General features: G+C 27.8%; 13 protein-coding genes and 1 pseudogene. 2 read left to right on the top strand and 12 right to left on the bottom strand.

The annotated features are described in order from the left end of the window. The first annotated feature begins 7 nt into the window (after nucleotides 1–7). Entirely contained in the window at nucleotides 8–1207 is a 1200-nt protein-coding gene (locus LGK95_RS01015; RefSeq protein ID WP_226121248.1) for a pyridoxal phosphate-dependent aminotransferase, read from the top strand. Between the two features lie 48 nt (nucleotides 1208–1255). On the opposite strand, the gene LGK95_RS01010 is transcribed toward LGK95_RS01015, so the two are convergent. From LGK95_RS01010 to LGK95_RS00980, 7 genes and pseudogenes are all read right to left on the bottom strand, one after another. Further along, on the bottom strand, nucleotides 1256–2125 hold the full coding sequence (locus LGK95_RS01010; protein WP_226121246.1) for a GNAT family N-acetyltransferase: 870 nt from the start codon (nucleotides 2123–2125) through the stop codon (nucleotides 1256–1258). A gap of 109 nt (nucleotides 2126–2234) precedes the next feature. Further along, nucleotides 2235–3293: a CotS family spore coat protein gene (locus LGK95_RS01005; protein ID WP_226121244.1), complete on the bottom strand. Its 1059-nt coding sequence runs from the start codon at nucleotides 3291–3293 to the stop codon at nucleotides 2235–2237. Between the two features lie 248 nt (nucleotides 3294–3541). After that, nucleotides 3542–4378, bottom strand: a pseudogene (locus LGK95_RS01000) (4-hydroxy-3-methylbut-2-enyl diphosphate reductase); the annotation flags it as partial. Nucleotides 4379–4406: 28 nt separating this feature from the next. Further along, nucleotides 4407–5081, bottom strand: coding sequence for a (d)CMP kinase (cmk, locus tag LGK95_RS00995; protein ID WP_226121242.1), 675 nt, complete (start codon nucleotides 5079–5081; stop codon nucleotides 4407–4409). A gap of 42 nt (nucleotides 5082–5123) precedes the next feature. Beyond that, entirely contained in the window at nucleotides 5124–6350 is a 1227-nt protein-coding gene (locus tag LGK95_RS00990) for a BaiN/RdsA family NAD(P)/FAD-dependent oxidoreductase (RefSeq protein WP_226121240.1), read from the bottom strand. Nucleotides 6351–6732: 382 nt separating this feature from the next. Further along, the gene (locus LGK95_RS00985; protein WP_226121238.1) at nucleotides 6733–7614 is read right to left on the bottom strand and encodes a MurR/RpiR family transcriptional regulator; all 882 of its coding nucleotides are present in this window, start codon (nucleotides 7612–7614) and stop codon (nucleotides 6733–6735) included. A gap of 200 nt (nucleotides 7615–7814) precedes the next feature. Further along, entirely contained in the window at nucleotides 7815–8525 is a 711-nt protein-coding gene (locus LGK95_RS00980; RefSeq protein WP_226121236.1) for a pseudouridine synthase, read from the bottom strand. A gap of 373 nt (nucleotides 8526–8898) precedes the next feature. Between LGK95_RS00980 and LGK95_RS00975 the strand changes: the two genes are divergently transcribed. Further along, a complete protein-coding gene (locus LGK95_RS00975; RefSeq protein WP_226121234.1) occupies nucleotides 8899–9999 on the top strand; it encodes an iron-containing alcohol dehydrogenase family protein in 1101 nt (366 codons plus the stop codon). 88 nt (nucleotides 10000–10087) lie between these two features. Here LGK95_RS00975 and msrA read toward each other — a convergent pair whose 3' ends face one another. From msrA to LGK95_RS00950, 5 genes are all read right to left on the bottom strand, one after another. After that, the gene (gene msrA / locus LGK95_RS00970) at nucleotides 10088–10564 is read right to left on the bottom strand and encodes a peptide-methionine (S)-S-oxide reductase MsrA (protein ID WP_226121232.1); all 477 of its coding nucleotides are present in this window, start codon (nucleotides 10562–10564) and stop codon (nucleotides 10088–10090) included. 141 nt (nucleotides 10565–10705) lie between these two features. Continuing rightward, nucleotides 10706–11035 carry a single-stranded DNA-binding protein gene (locus tag LGK95_RS00965; RefSeq protein WP_226121230.1) on the bottom strand — a complete coding sequence of 110 codons (330 nt, stop codon included), beginning with the start codon at nucleotides 11033–11035 and terminating at the stop codon, nucleotides 10706–10708. A gap of 310 nt (nucleotides 11036–11345) precedes the next feature. Then, nucleotides 11346–12590, bottom strand: a complete 1245-nt coding sequence (gene uvsE, locus LGK95_RS00960) for a UV DNA damage repair endonuclease UvsE (RefSeq protein WP_226121228.1) — start codon at nucleotides 12588–12590, stop codon at nucleotides 11346–11348. A 512-nt stretch (nucleotides 12591–13102) separates the two neighbouring features. Further along, nucleotides 13103–14080 carry a tyrosine-type recombinase/integrase gene (locus LGK95_RS00955; RefSeq protein WP_226121226.1) on the bottom strand — a complete coding sequence of 326 codons (978 nt, stop codon included), beginning with the start codon at nucleotides 14078–14080 and terminating at the stop codon, nucleotides 13103–13105. Nucleotides 14081–14184: 104 nt separating this feature from the next. Continuing rightward, nucleotides 14185–14445: an HPr family phosphocarrier protein gene (locus LGK95_RS00950; RefSeq protein WP_226121224.1), complete on the bottom strand. Its 261-nt coding sequence runs from the start codon at nucleotides 14443–14445 to the stop codon at nucleotides 14185–14187. Nucleotides 14446–14534: the final 89 nt, after the last annotated feature.

Below are 14534 nucleotides of genomic sequence, written 5' to 3'. Positions count from 1 at the left end.
AAACATTATGAAATTATCTAACAGGATTCAAGCAATGCAATTTTCACCAATTCGTAAGCTGGTTCCTTATGCTGATGAGGCTAAAAAAAGAGGCATTAGTGTATATCATCTTAATATAGGCCAACCAGATATACATACTCCTTATACATTTGCAGAAGGAATGAACAAATACACGGATAAGGTACTTAAGTATGGTAATTCTCAAGGTATAAATTCTTTAATTGAAAGTTTTATAAAATATTACAAAGAATGGGATATAGATTTTGCTAAAGAGGAAATTATGATAACAAATGGTGGTTCAGAAGCTATTATGTTTGCACTTATGGCTATTTGTGACCCCGGCGATGAGATTATAGTTCCTGAACCATTTTACACAAATTACAGTGGATTTGCTGATGTAGCATCGGTTAAGATTGTTCCATTTATTACAAGAGCAGAAAATGGCTTTCACTTACCTGCTAAAGAAGAAATCACAAGTAAGATTACCAGCAAAACTAGAGCAATATTGGTATCAAACCCAGGAAACCCAACAGGTGTTGTATATACCGAAGCAGAAGTACGAATGCTTTCTGATATTGTAAACGAAAATGAATTATTCTTAATTGCTGATGAAGTATATAGGGAATTTGTTTACGATGATTTAAAATACACCTCGGCCCTTTATATGACAGATACTCTAGATAAAATAATATTAGTTGATAGTATATCAAAACGTTACAGTGCCTGTGGTGCTAGAATTGGGTTGGTTGCCTCAAAAAATAAAGACTTTATGAGTGAAATTCTTAAGTTAGGACAAACCAGATTATGTGTTCCTACTATTGAACAATTAGCTGCGGCTAATTTAATTAATACTCCAAAATCATATTTTGTAAAAGTCAAAAAAGAATACGAGGAAAGAAGAAATATTCTACATAAATACTTATCGAAAATACCAGGTGTGGTTTGTGAAAAGCCAAAGGGTGCTTTTTATGTAATCGCTAAACTTCCAATCGAAAATGGAGAAAAATTTGCAAAATGGTTATTAACAGATTTTAATTATAACAATAAGACAGTTATGGTTGCACCCGCAGAAGGATTTTATGCAACTCATGGACTTGGCATAAATGAAATTAGATTATCCTACTGTTTAAATGCCGATGCGCTAAAAGATGCTATGGAAATCTTAGGAATAGCGCTTGAAACATATATGTCATTAACTAAAGTATAAAAATATAAAAGGAAATAGATGGCACATCATCTATTTCCTTTTATACTTTTATACATTAGTTTTTTGCCAAGTATATATTTCTTTTTTTACGTTAAAACCCATCGAAAGATATAATTTAAAAGCAATAATATTATTTGAGTCTACCCTTAGTGAGACTTTAGAAAATTCATTATCAAGCGCTATATCAAGCAAGTATCTTAAAAGCACCTTTCCATATCCTTCTTTTCTATATTTCTCTATTATTCCAAAATTCACTATGTTTGCTATATTATTTTCAACTATAATTTGACCATATCCTACAAGTATATTATCACATTTAATAAATATTGCACCCTTATCAAAATAATATTCCTGTGCTTCATCATAATATATATCTTCTATATTTATAGGAATTCTATCATCGTTTTTAAATATTTCATTTTGTATTAAACATCGTGCTTTTTCATCTTTATTTTTTTCAACTATAGAAAAAGTAATTTTCTTAGGAACAAAGATATTAAAGTGTTCGATGCATTCCTTTTCAAGTTCCATGAATCCCTTAATTCTATTAAACCCTAGTTTTTTTAATATATCTATGTTTATTTTATTGTTTTCACATTCATAAGTTATTAAATCGTTATTAGTTAGAGAACTAATTAATATCTTATAGAAATTCATTAAGTTATTATTCCCAAATACATTAATTGAATTAATAGAACTGTGATATTTATTATGCTTTTGAAACCATATATAGCCTATATAATTATTTTCTTTCAGTAATAAATTTACATTTTTCCTCAAGAATAATCTTTGAATAATATTACTATTATCATACTGCTCAAAAAAATTTTTATTTGATGAACTAAAATTAGTATTAAATTTATTGATTTTTCTAAAACTATCAATGTTTTTTAAACTTAAACTTATTGATTTGTACATTTAGCCTTACTCCATTTTTTCTTATTTTGGGGACGAATTTTTTTATAAGTGTAATATAAATCTAATTATAAATCTATTGCCGATACTTTTACAAGTAACTTATTAAAATTCAGATATATTCTTTTACGTAAGCTGAATAATCATTAAAAAATTTTTGTTGAATTTCATTATATTTTGTTATTTTACTAAGTTTGTGCAAATATTTAGTTTCAGACCATTTCTTATGTTTAATGTATCTTTTCCTGCCTAATTTAAAGAAACTATAAGGAAATGTTATTAATGCAAGGATTATATTTAAATCTTCTTTGCTTAATTTATTAATAGAACTGTAAGCTTCAATTAATGCTTTAGCAAAATAAAAATTCCACACATAAGCTTTTTTGAACATCAATCTTCTAATAAGTTTTCCTAAATCACATATTTGTAAATCTATTGAAATACTGTCAAGGTCAATTATAAAGTACTTGCCATCCTTTTTAATTATGTTCTGATAATAAAAGCTGTTGTGACAGATTAATTTATTATCTATTGATGATTTTAATAATTTGTAATATTGCGATTTATTTAGAATATCAATTGCCGCGATACCCCTATAATAAAAATCATTAGCATTCTCTAAATAAAGTATATCAAATTCGTTTTTTATTCTTTTACTAACAATTATTCTTTCCAATTTTTCCATATTACTTAAGTTATGCGAAAAAGACTTTGGCAAATTTTTTATTTTTTTTGATATATAAATTTTATTATGATCTACTTTTTTTGATATATTATGAAATTGTGCTAAGAGCTTTATACAATTTACAGCTTCATCAATATTTGTTAAATCACATTCAGATCCTTCTATCCATTCTTTTAAGAAATATATACTCTTTTTATAGCTTACCGAGAAAGATGCGTCATTTGTTTTGAAATATTTAGCTATATTTGTAAAATCGTTCAATAATAACTCTTGTGTTAAAATACACTCGTTTCTAATTCTAGTTTTTCCGTGTTTTCTTCTTTTCAAACAAAATTTTCCATTGTTTGTTATAATCATATAGGAATTTCTAACTTTTTCAGCGCTTATTAACTCTAAGTTATACTTATGAATTACAGATATCAATATTTGCATCTCTTTACTACTAATTTCTTTAGAACGCTCAAGTATTATTGAATTACCCTTCAATTTTCTCTCTCCCCATTATAGTACTATTAAATTATATTATTTAAGTTTATTTAGTATTCAATAATCAGTAAAAATATAATCATATAGCTTATAATATACATTCAAATAAACAGCATATTATTAAACTAGGCCTATGCAACGCCTTAATCCTAATAATTTTAAAATTATAAAAAAGCACCTATTAAATAAACATTTTATAAATGTTTATTTAATAGGTGCTAGTATATTTTTATTCTAAAGCATAATTAACTCATTTTTGTAATAACCTCTTTAATAATCCAATCTGGTGTTGAAGCACCTGCTGTTACTCCTACACTTTTTACATTTTCATTTTTAATAAATTCATCTGGAATAGCTGACATATTTTCTACATATATTGTGTTTTCACAATTGATTTTGCATATTTCATAAAGCTTTGTAGTATTGGAACTATTAAGTCCTCCAATTACAACCATTGCATCAACTTTTTTTGAAAGTTCTTCTGCAGATTTTTGCCTCACTTCTGTTGCACTACAAATAGTATTGAATGCAACAATTTCCTTACTAGTTTTTATAATTTTTCCTAATACATTTTCCCAAGTAGCTTGTCTTTCTGTTGTTTGGGATACTACACATACTTTGTTTGGAATAAGATGATACTCAGTATCATCCTTTAAGATAACTGCAGAATTATTACACCATCCATTTATTCCGATAACTTCAGGATGGTTTTTATCTCCTACAATAATTATATTATATCCTAAATCGTAGTGTTCCTTTACCTTCTTGTGAATATTCCCTACGTGTGGACATGTAGCATCTATTATATTAAGATTGGTTTTATTTAACTCATTTAATATTTCTTCAGATACTCCATGTGATCTTATTATAAGTGTATCATTATCTTTTAAATTAGAAATTTCATTAAGTTCTATAGGATATATTAAGTTATCTTTTAAAAAACTTACAACATCATTATTATGTATAAGTGGTCCTAGCGTATAAATTTCATTATTATATTCCTGTTTCATTTTTAGAGCTGTATCTACAGCTCTTTTTACCCCAAAACAAAAACCTGCTGAATCTGCAAGTGTTATTATCTTCATTCTTTCACGTCCTTAAATAAATAATATACTAAAGGCTATGCTGAATATTTTTAGTATTTGAATTAATATATGTTGATATAGTTTCAACTACTCCGTTAATACTTAAGGCAGAAGAATCTATTTCTATAGCATCTTTTGCTTTTGTTAATGGATTAACCTCTCTGTGTGTATCTATATAATCTCTTTTTATAATGTCATTTAAGATAGTATCATAATCAACATCTATTGCCTTTGAAAGTAATTCATCATATCTTCTTCTAGCTCTCTGATCATTACTAGCAGTTAAGTAGAATTTAAAAGTAGCATCTTTAAGTACTACCGTTCCAATATCTCTGCCGTCCATAATAACATTAAACTTTTTGGCAATATTTTGTTGTAATTTAACAAGAATTTCTCTTATTTCAGCGACGGTTGCATACTTTGAAACATTATTGCTTATAATAGGCATATTTATCATGTCTGTTAAATCTTCATTATTAACAAATAAACGTTCCTCTTCAAAATGCATTTCTAGAGACTCCACTAGTTTAACTAAATCATCTACATTCTTTTCTGTTATATTTGCGTTCATAGCCTTTAACGTAACCGCTCTATACATCGCTCCGGTATTAATATACATAAGATTGAATTTTTCACCTATAATTTTCGCTATTGTACTTTTTCCTGCACCTGCAGGCCCATCTATGGCAACGGATATATCCATTATTATCCACCCTTCATATATTAAATTTACACTTTTAACAATTTACTCTATCCCTACATTATTTCCAGCTAAATACCCTGTTGATAAGGCTATCTGAAGATTATAACCTCCTGTAAATCCATCTACATCTATCATTTCACCTGCGAAATAAAGATTATCAATTTTCTTTGATTTCATTGTAGATGCATCTATATCTAAAGTATCCACTCCCCCACTAGTTATAATTGCTTCTTCTATTGGACGAAGACCTTTAATGCTAAGCGGTAAATTTTGAAGTAAATTAACTAAAATCTTTCTTTCTTCTTTAGTAATAGAATTAACTTTTTTATTTTCATCGATATTAGATAGTTGTATTACGGTATTTATTAGTTTGCTTGGAAGTAAATCATTCAATGAATTCTTAAAATCTTTGTTTGCATACTTTAAGAAATCACTACGAATTCTTTTATCAAGTTCTACTTCACTTAAAGCCGGTTTCAAATTTATTAAAGCCTTTAAGTTCTCTCCTTCTTTTACAAAGCTACTGCCGCTTAAAACTATGGGTCCTGAAATTCCATAATGAGTAAAAATCATTTCTCCAAATTCTTTGTATATACTCTTATTTTTACTATTAATAATATTTAATTCTACATTTTTTAAAGAAAGGCCTTGTAAATCTTTAACCCACTCCTCATAAACCACAATTGGTACAAGTGAAGCTTTAGGTTTGATTATATTGTGACCTAAAACACGAGCATAAGTTAGACCTTCGCCAGATGACCCAGTTTGTGGATATGATAAACCACCTGTACATAATATGAAATAATCGCCAAATACATTAGTTCCATCTGCAAGTTCAACTCCAACAACTTTCTGATTATCTCTAATTAACTTTTTTACTTTTGAATTCAATAGTACTTTGACATTCTTATTTTTTAATTCATTATTAAAAACTTTTATAATGTCTGAAGACTTATCTGATTCAGGAAATACTCTATCCCCTCTTTCAACTTTTAAATTAACCCCAAATTCTTTAAAAAAATTCATTGTATCAACATTTGTAAATGAATATAAAGAACTATATAAAAAATGGGGATTGCATGGTATATGTTCAAAGAAATCACCTATATCTTTAGCATTAGTAATATTGCATCTACCCTTACCAGTTATATAAAGCTTTCTTCCTAACTTTTCATTTTTTTCAATGAGTACCACATCGTGTTTTGATGAAGCCGTAACAGCTGCCATCATGCCTGATGGTCCTCCTCCAATAATAATTACTTTTGACACTAAATCACTCCCTTTTAATATTTACTTATAATTTAATATAATCCATTAATATATTCAACCTTATTTTAAAATCAATGCAACAATTCATGCATTATTATAGTTTTTTTACATTATAAAAACAAAATTAAAAGAGAACCCCCCCAATAAAGGATTCTCTTCGAACTATTTACTCAAGAATTAATAACTTCCTTGTGCCTCATATCGTATGAAGTATTACATCCACAGAAATATTAGCTTCTAAAACATTTTTACAACTATAATGTATATAAGAATAACAAATTACTTTACATTTATTAGATTCTGTATACTATGTACAATTCTTCTTTGAGTAAAAAGTTTAAACTATCCTTTAAAATAAACATTTATATGTACTTATCTTAGATCAATCTCTTTCATCCCTATCCCTTAAAGAATAAACTTGATATTCTTCCCATATGTCCTCTAAAGTAGAAAATGTTCTTGAAATTTTTTCTTTTTCTCTTAAACCTACAGCAATAATTAATGCATTTATTACACTAAGTGGTGCTACTAAAGAATCAACAAAGGAAGCCATATTACTTTGTGCTATTAATGTATAATCAGCTTTAGCTGCTAATGGAGATAATAAACTATCTGTAATTGCTACAACATTAGCGTTTTTGCTTTTAGCGAAAGCTAAAGCTTCAATTGTTCTTGTGGTATACCTAGGAAATCCTATTCCAATCACTATGTCTTTTTCATCAACATTAAGCATCTGTTCAAATATGTCACTAACACCATAGGCAACTACCTTAACATTATCTAAAATAAGATTTAGATAAAAAGCTAAAAATTCTGCTAATGCAGATGAGCTTCTAAGTCCAATTATATATATTTTTCTAGCTTTAAATAGTGAATTAACTATATCCTCGAAAGTTTGATGATTTATTTTTTCGAGAGTCGCTCTAATGTTTTCCATATCAGCTTTTAATACACCCTTTAATGCATTTTCTTGAGTCATGAAGTCGTTTGATAATTCAATCCTTTGTACGGTAGTTAACTTATTCTTAATTAATTCTTGAAGTGCTTTTTGTAGCTTTGGATAACCACTAAATCCAAGCTCATTGGCAAATCTTACAACAGTTGATTCACTTACTCCTACACTAATACCTAATTTAGCTGCTGTCATGAATGCTGCTTTATCATAGTGTTTTAAGATATACTCAGCTATCAGTTTTTGACCTTTACTTAAACGTGGAAACTTGATTTGAATAGATCTCATCAAATCTTGTTTATTATTTTCCATAATCAACTCAATCCTTTCTATGTTAATTCCAACTAAATGAAATAAAAATTTCAATAGATGATAAAATGAAGCTTTTATTTCATTTTATCATCTATTGAACATAGTTTCAACGAATAGTTCATTTTATATAATTCTTTTGTGTTTCTTGTTATATAAAGCTAGAAAGCACTTTTATTTATAATTAATAATGAATCTTTTAATTATAAATTCTTCAAATATTTTATTTCATCTTCGGTTAAATTTCTCCATGATCCCTTCTCCATATTTCCGAGTGTAATATCACCTACAGAAATCCTCTTTAATGCAATAACTGAATGGCCTATCACATCACACATTTTCCTAATCTGGCGATTTTTTCCTTCATGTATCGTAATTTTAGCTCTGCAGTTAAATCCAATTCTCTTAGTTATTTCAAAATCTGCATGTGCTGTTATGTATCCGTCAATATCAATCCCGTTACAAAACTTGTCTATTTCTTCCTGGGATGGGCATCCTTCAAGTATTGCTAAATAAATTTTATTGATTTCTTGTCTAGGATGAATTACTTTATTATAGATATCCCCATCATTTGTTAATATAATTAGCCCGCATGTATCATAATCTAAACGACCTATCGGATATATTCTTTCTTTTACCTTAACTAAATCTAGAATAGTTTCCCTATCTTTTTCATCCTTTACAGTAGATACTACTCCTTCTGGTTTGTTTAATGCAATGTAAACCTTATTTTCTTCTATGTTAATAATTTTATTATCTACACATACACTATCTTCTTCAGGATCAATTTTATGTCCAAGTTCTGTTACCTCGATATTATTTACCTTTACTCTTCCGCTAGTAATTATCTCCTCACATTTTCTACGTGAAGCAACACCACAGCTTGCCATGAATTTTTGCAAACGTTCTTCCACTATACCACTTCCTAATATTATTTTAGTTACTAAATAAATACAAATTTTAATCTATTGCGATGCAAAAATATAATATAAAATATATATTTATATAAGTCTTCACGAAGAATTATATAAGTATATCAATAAAAAATCAATTGTTGTAATATTATTTTTCATTTTAATACCTAAGGTTTCTCATAGATATGTAACATATTTCCAAGGAAATGTATGAAAAGTAATTAAACAATAAGATATTAATCTTAAAAATTTCCTTTAATACACACTAAACAAATAAAAAACAAGCGTGCTAATTTAATTGATATATCCTATAATTTAATCTGGATAATGTTATAATAAATACATAATATACTATTATAAGGGAGGACATATTATGAATTTTGTTAATTACTACATGCCAACAAAAATATTACTTGAAGAAGACGTAATACTAAATAACAGTAATTTATTTCATACTTATGGAGATAAAGCTTTAATTGTAACTGGTAAGACCTCGTCAATCGTAAATGGTTCATTAAAAGATGTTACTAAAGCATTGGACAAAGAAGGAATTTTATACGATGTTTTTAATGATGTAGAAGAAAATCCATCTTTAGAAACTGTAGAAAACATTGCAAAACTTGGCATATCACAAAAGTCTAATTTTATGATAGGTATCGGAGGTGGGTCTCCTATTGATGCTTCAAAAGCAGCTGGTGTATTAATAAACAACCCAATTGCTACAAGATACAATTTATTTAACAGTCCGGAGTTAAAATCTTTACCTGTAATTGCCATACCAACAACCGCTGGGACAGGAACTGAAACAACACCCTACTCTATAGTTACTGATAATGAACTACAAACAAAACATGGTATATGCCAGAAGGTATTTCCTGAAATAGCTCTGCTGGATGTAAAGTATTTAATGTTTTTGCCAGAGAAAATAACTATCAATACTTCAATTGATGCATTGTCGCATTTAATAGAGGGGTATTTATCTTCAAAATCAAATATTATGAGTGATGCCTTAGCAGAAAAGGGTTTAAAGTTGTTTGGGGAATGTTTAATTATGATAAGAGAAAAAGATTTTAATTGTTTAGTGAGAGAAAAGTTAATGCTTGCTTCTACAATAGCTGGTATGGTTATAGCACAATCTGGTACATCTCTTCCACATCGAATGGGTTATGCTCTTACATATTTTCATAATATACCACACGGTAAAGCAAATGGAATATTTTTAAAGTCATATTTAGAGTTTTGTGAAGACAAAAATAAAGTAAGAAAAATATTATATTTATTAACCCTAGAAAACTTAGACGAACTTGGTAATTTTATAAATAATATTCTCGGATACGTAGATAGTGTTAATTATAAAGACATATGTTCTTATGCTGACCAAGTGTTCTTGAATAAGATCAAATTAAAAAATCATCCCACACCAGTAACAAGAGAGGATATATTAAAAATATATAATGACTCCTTAAAAATATAGTTTATTTTATATTAACCATTAAATTACGTGACGAAATTATAAAACAAGGAAGTGTAGATTTTACACTTCCTTGTTTTATGGTATTAATTTAATCATCTAAATTAATGTGACAGTAACCTCCAGGATTTTTCTGTAAATATTTTTGATGATTATCTTCAGCGTCATAAAAACAAGATAGAGGCTGCACCTCTGTAACTATAGGTTTATCATATCTACCCTTTACTTCATTCTTTGTTTTTATTATAATATCTAAATCTTCCACATCTGTGTAATATATACCACTTCTGTATTGATGCCCTATATCATTTCCCTGCTTATTTGAGACCGTAGGATCTATTATTCCCCAAAATTTATTCAATATTTTTTCTAGAGTTATCTTGGCTTCATCATATGTTATTAAACAAGCTTCCGCATGGCCAGTGTCTCCAAGACAAACCTCATCGTATGATGGGTCTTTCTTTTTGCCATTAGCATACCCCACCTTAGTTTCAACAATACCATTTATTTTTGACATATACGCTTCTACACCCCAAAAACAACCGCCTGCTACAACAATAGTTTTCATTTGAACACCCCCCCTTTTGTATTTATTGTACTGAAATAAATTAGACAATTTAACTCAATAATTATTCTATTCCAGATGATATTAAATACAAATTTATTATTAACTATTCTAAATTATACCACAGGAATAATTTTATGAATACTATACGACTTGCTGTTTATTATCTAAAAATTTGAAGTCCTCAGCGACAACCTCTGTGCTATATCTTTTATTTCCATCTTTATCTGTGTAGCTACTACTGGAGAGTCTACCTGTTACTGCCAATTGGCTTCCTTTTTTTAAGTGTTTACATATTGTTTCTGCTAAGCCGCTCCATGCTACGATATTTATAAAATCAGCTTCAGGTTGTGAATCTTTATGTGATACCCTATTAATAGCTATTGTAAATCTAGTATAAAACCCTTTTCCCTCATTAAAACTTTTAAGTTCTAAATCTTTTGTTATTCTTCCTATTATTGATACAGTATTCATATAATATCTCTCCTTTTTGTTGAAAATCATGGATTATTCAAACACATAAAAGTATTTAACCTTTAAAATGTAATTAAATAACTTTTAAGATTATTGACAAGAAAAAGAAATCTTATACAAACAAATGTTCGATATTTATTTTTATTATTTCAAGGTTAAAACTTACATTTTTAGTTTACATTTTAGTAATAGTTAACATAATTCGTATTATGTTAACTATATTCTAATATATAATTAAAAACACCATATTCTATTATATGGTGTTTTTAATTTACAATATGTGTTTTTAATTTCTTACTAACTTTTATCTTTAATAACAGAAATAATATGAATTGATCATATATTCAGCATTATATCTATCACATGATTTTTTCAAATAGAGTTTAACCTTCCCTTTATGTTCTATATCTAACATAAGTTTATTAAAATGGTTTTTTTCTTTATCGGTAACATCATTTTTAACGTATCCCCAAACATGCTCTGCAGTATTTATAAAACTTCCATTGTCTACATCAAGGTTTATTATTTCATCAATGTACTCATAAAAGTTTGCATAACTGCATTTGTTTTTTACCAAATTACTGCAAGTTTTATAGTATTTATAATTTCTCTCCATCAACACATATTTATATTTCGCCCATTGTTTTTCTATGATTGTAGCATTTGGTTTCTTATCTATATTATGAACTATTACATTACATTTTATAGCGGAAATATCCTTATCTTTTACTTCAAGCATAATATCAGGATTAAACTCTTTAACTTCATCATAGTATTTCAAAAAAATTTTAACTATTATAGTATCTGAATGTGCCCCTATTTGTTTATGTAGATTTTGCTGGCTATAATGAACCTTCATATGACCATCTTTTTCCTGCCATGTTTTAGCAACCTTCGCCATTATAGCTTTTACCGACTCATCCTTTTCATGATTACATTCGTGGTGAAGATTATCAAATATTACTGGGATATTAATTTCCCTACTTACGAAAAGTACATCCTCAATATTAAATATTTTATGGTCATTTTCAATTACAAGTCTGTTTTTCACTGCTTGTGACAACCTTCTAAAATTTTTGATAAACCTATCCATAGAAGCAGTTTTATCTCCATACCCTCCACCAATGTGAAGTATAATCTTATTACTTGAGTCCACACCCAGAGAATCAAGTAATCTAGTGTGGTATTCTAAATCTTTAATTGCATTTTCTACAATCTCTTCTTTTTCTGCATTAAGAACTGTATATTGACCTGGATGCATAGAGACTCTCATACCACATTTTTTTATAAATTCTCCTATCTCATTCAACTCATTTCGAAAATGTTTGTGCCATTGGATTTCATTAATACTATGACTTCCTAATGGAACTATATCTGAGCTTATTCTAAATAAACTTATGTTAAACTTTTTATTATTTTCTAGTATTCTTCTTAAATCTAATATATTTTGCTCTAGTACCTCTAAAAACATTTTTTCTGAAAACTTTGCTACAGTTAATTTTCTATTTGTTCTTTCATTCATTGTAAGCGGAATGCACGCATAACCTATTTTCATAATTATCTCCTATTCATATTTTAATGATTCTTTGTTTCTGTATTTAAACACGTTTATATCACTAGCTGTACATATATCTTATCTTTACAATATACATTTTTCCACATTTAGTTTTTAAATACTTGTAAAAGTAATAAAGGGTCACGAAAGTATATATAACTTTCTTAACCCTTTCAGCACGATACACTAATCCAAATTCTAATAAATTTAAGACATTTATATATTATATTGTATACTAATATCAAGTTATATAATGTGATTATCATAACATATTTATCTTGAATATTCCTAGCAGGAATAATTCATTTATGCTCTTATCTTGTCATCCATTATAAGAGCCCCTACAGCTTCTCAAAAGCCATATAGTTAGTCAAAGGAGTTTTGTTAGCCCTATGTCCTTATTTATCTACATAGCCTCATCAATCATTAATTTTAATAACTCCTAACTCTTTACACCATACTAATTTAAAATAAGGGATACTTGAATACCTTAACTAAGACCTATTGTCCCTTTAAAACACATCAATTAAATCTCCAGCATTATTTTTCAACTTATCTACTGAATGAATATATCTATTAGTAGTTGCCAGATTTTTGTGTGCAGCAAAATCTCTTACTTTTTCTGCTGTAGCCCCTGCTAAAATTGCTAGTGTTATTGCTGTATGCCTAGTAGAATGAACTTTTAAATTTTTATGTATACCTGCGTTTATGCATACCCTTTTTATCATGTAATTTAAAGTACTTGCATTTAACTTTTCTTTATTTCTGCCATTAGTTGAGTGCCCAATAAATAAATATTCCTCGCCGCTAGTTAACTTATCTCTTTTAGTCATCTTAATATATCTATTTATCATAGTAAGAACATTTCCTTGAAGTTTTACTATATCATCTTTTCCACCTTTTCGCCTTACTTTTACTACATTATAACCCGTGTATGTAGTTATGTGCTTTATTTTTATGTTGATAATCTCAGATTTTCTTAAAGCAGTTGTCAAAGCAAGTACTAATATAGTTTTATTTCTATGACCCAATATTGTAGATGTATCTATGCTTTCTAATAAAACTTTACACTCTTGTTTTGTTAAAAATTCAGTTTCTTTATTGTTTATTACAGGTTTTTCTTCCTTTAAATTTCCAAAAGGATTATATTTTATTATTTCAATACCTGTAGAATTGTCTTGGTATTTTAATAACCATTTGTAGAGAGCACTCAATGATGATATTTTTCTATTTATAGTAGCTGAAGACATATTTTTATCCATTAATTTCATTATAAAATTTTGTGTATGTACTATAGATACCTTTTTAATATCTTCAATGCTAATATCCGTTATACTACTCACACTAAAAAAATCTTTTATATCACGTTCATAACTTTTAGAAGTATAAATACTTTTCCTAGATTTTGTTTCAAGAAAAAACAATATAAAATGTTTATTATTAATTTTTATGTCTGAATTACAATTGATTTCTACAACATTATCTATCATATATATATTCTCCTTTGATTTATTTCTATTTATTTCTATTTATATACATTTTAAAAAGCTGCAAACAGTAAGTTAGCAGCTTTTTAAAATGTATAGCCTTATAATTATTCCTCTAAAGAATTAATCAGTGTTACTATTTCTTCTAAGGCTAATTTTTCATCAACACCATTTGCTATAACGTTTACAATTGTATTTGAACCCACACCTAGAGATAAAATACCTATTAAACTCTTAATATTAGCTTTCTTACCCAAAAATTCTATACCTATATCCGATTTGAAAGAAGCCGCTTTTCTTACTAATAATGTGGCTGGTCTAGCATGTAATCCCTTAGGATTATTAACTTTAACTTCTTTTGATACCACTTCACTTCACCTCAATACTTTTATAATAACATGAGCTAATAATTTACTATTAGTTCATGTTATTATAATATCATTAAAAGATATGTAAA

The sequence above is a fragment of the Clostridium algoriphilum genome (genome assembly GCF_020443705.1).
Taxonomy (GTDB): domain Bacteria; phylum Bacillota; class Clostridia; order Clostridiales; family Clostridiaceae; genus Clostridium_AD; species Clostridium_AD algoriphilum.
The sequence above is the reverse complement of the archived record's forward strand: the minus strand, read 5'-3'. Positions and strand labels throughout refer to the sequence as shown.

Bases quoted from the DNA above. Each gene is read 5' to 3' on its own strand.
- LGK95_RS00955 (WP_226121226.1), bottom strand. From the start codon at position 14,080: ATGATAGATAATGTTGTAGAAATCAATTGTAATTCAGACATAAAAATT.
- LGK95_RS01010 (WP_226121246.1), bottom strand. From the start codon at position 2,125: ATGTACAAATCAATAAGTTTAAGTTTAAAAAACATTGATAGTTTTAGA.
- LGK95_RS01015 (WP_226121248.1), top strand. From the start codon at position 8: ATGAAATTATCTAACAGGATTCAAGCAATGCAATTTTCACCAATTCGT.
- msrA (WP_226121232.1), bottom strand. From the start codon at position 10,564: ATGAAAACTATTGTTGTAGCAGGCGGTTGTTTTTGGGGTGTAGAAGCG.
- cmk (WP_226121242.1), bottom strand. From the start codon at position 5,081: ATGGATATATCCGTTGCCATAGATGGGCCTGCAGGTGCAGGAAAAAGT.
- LGK95_RS00965 (WP_226121230.1), bottom strand. From the start codon at position 11,035: ATGAATACTGTATCAATAATAGGAAGAATAACAAAAGATTTAGAACTT.
- uvsE (WP_226121228.1), bottom strand. From the start codon at position 12,590: ATGAAAATAGGTTATGCGTGCATTCCGCTTACAATGAATGAAAGAACA.
- LGK95_RS00975 (WP_226121234.1), top strand. From the start codon at position 8,899: ATGAATTTTGTTAATTACTACATGCCAACAAAAATATTACTTGAAGAA.
- LGK95_RS00985 (WP_226121238.1), bottom strand. From the start codon at position 7,614: ATGGAAAATAATAAACAAGATTTGATGAGATCTATTCAAATCAAGTTT.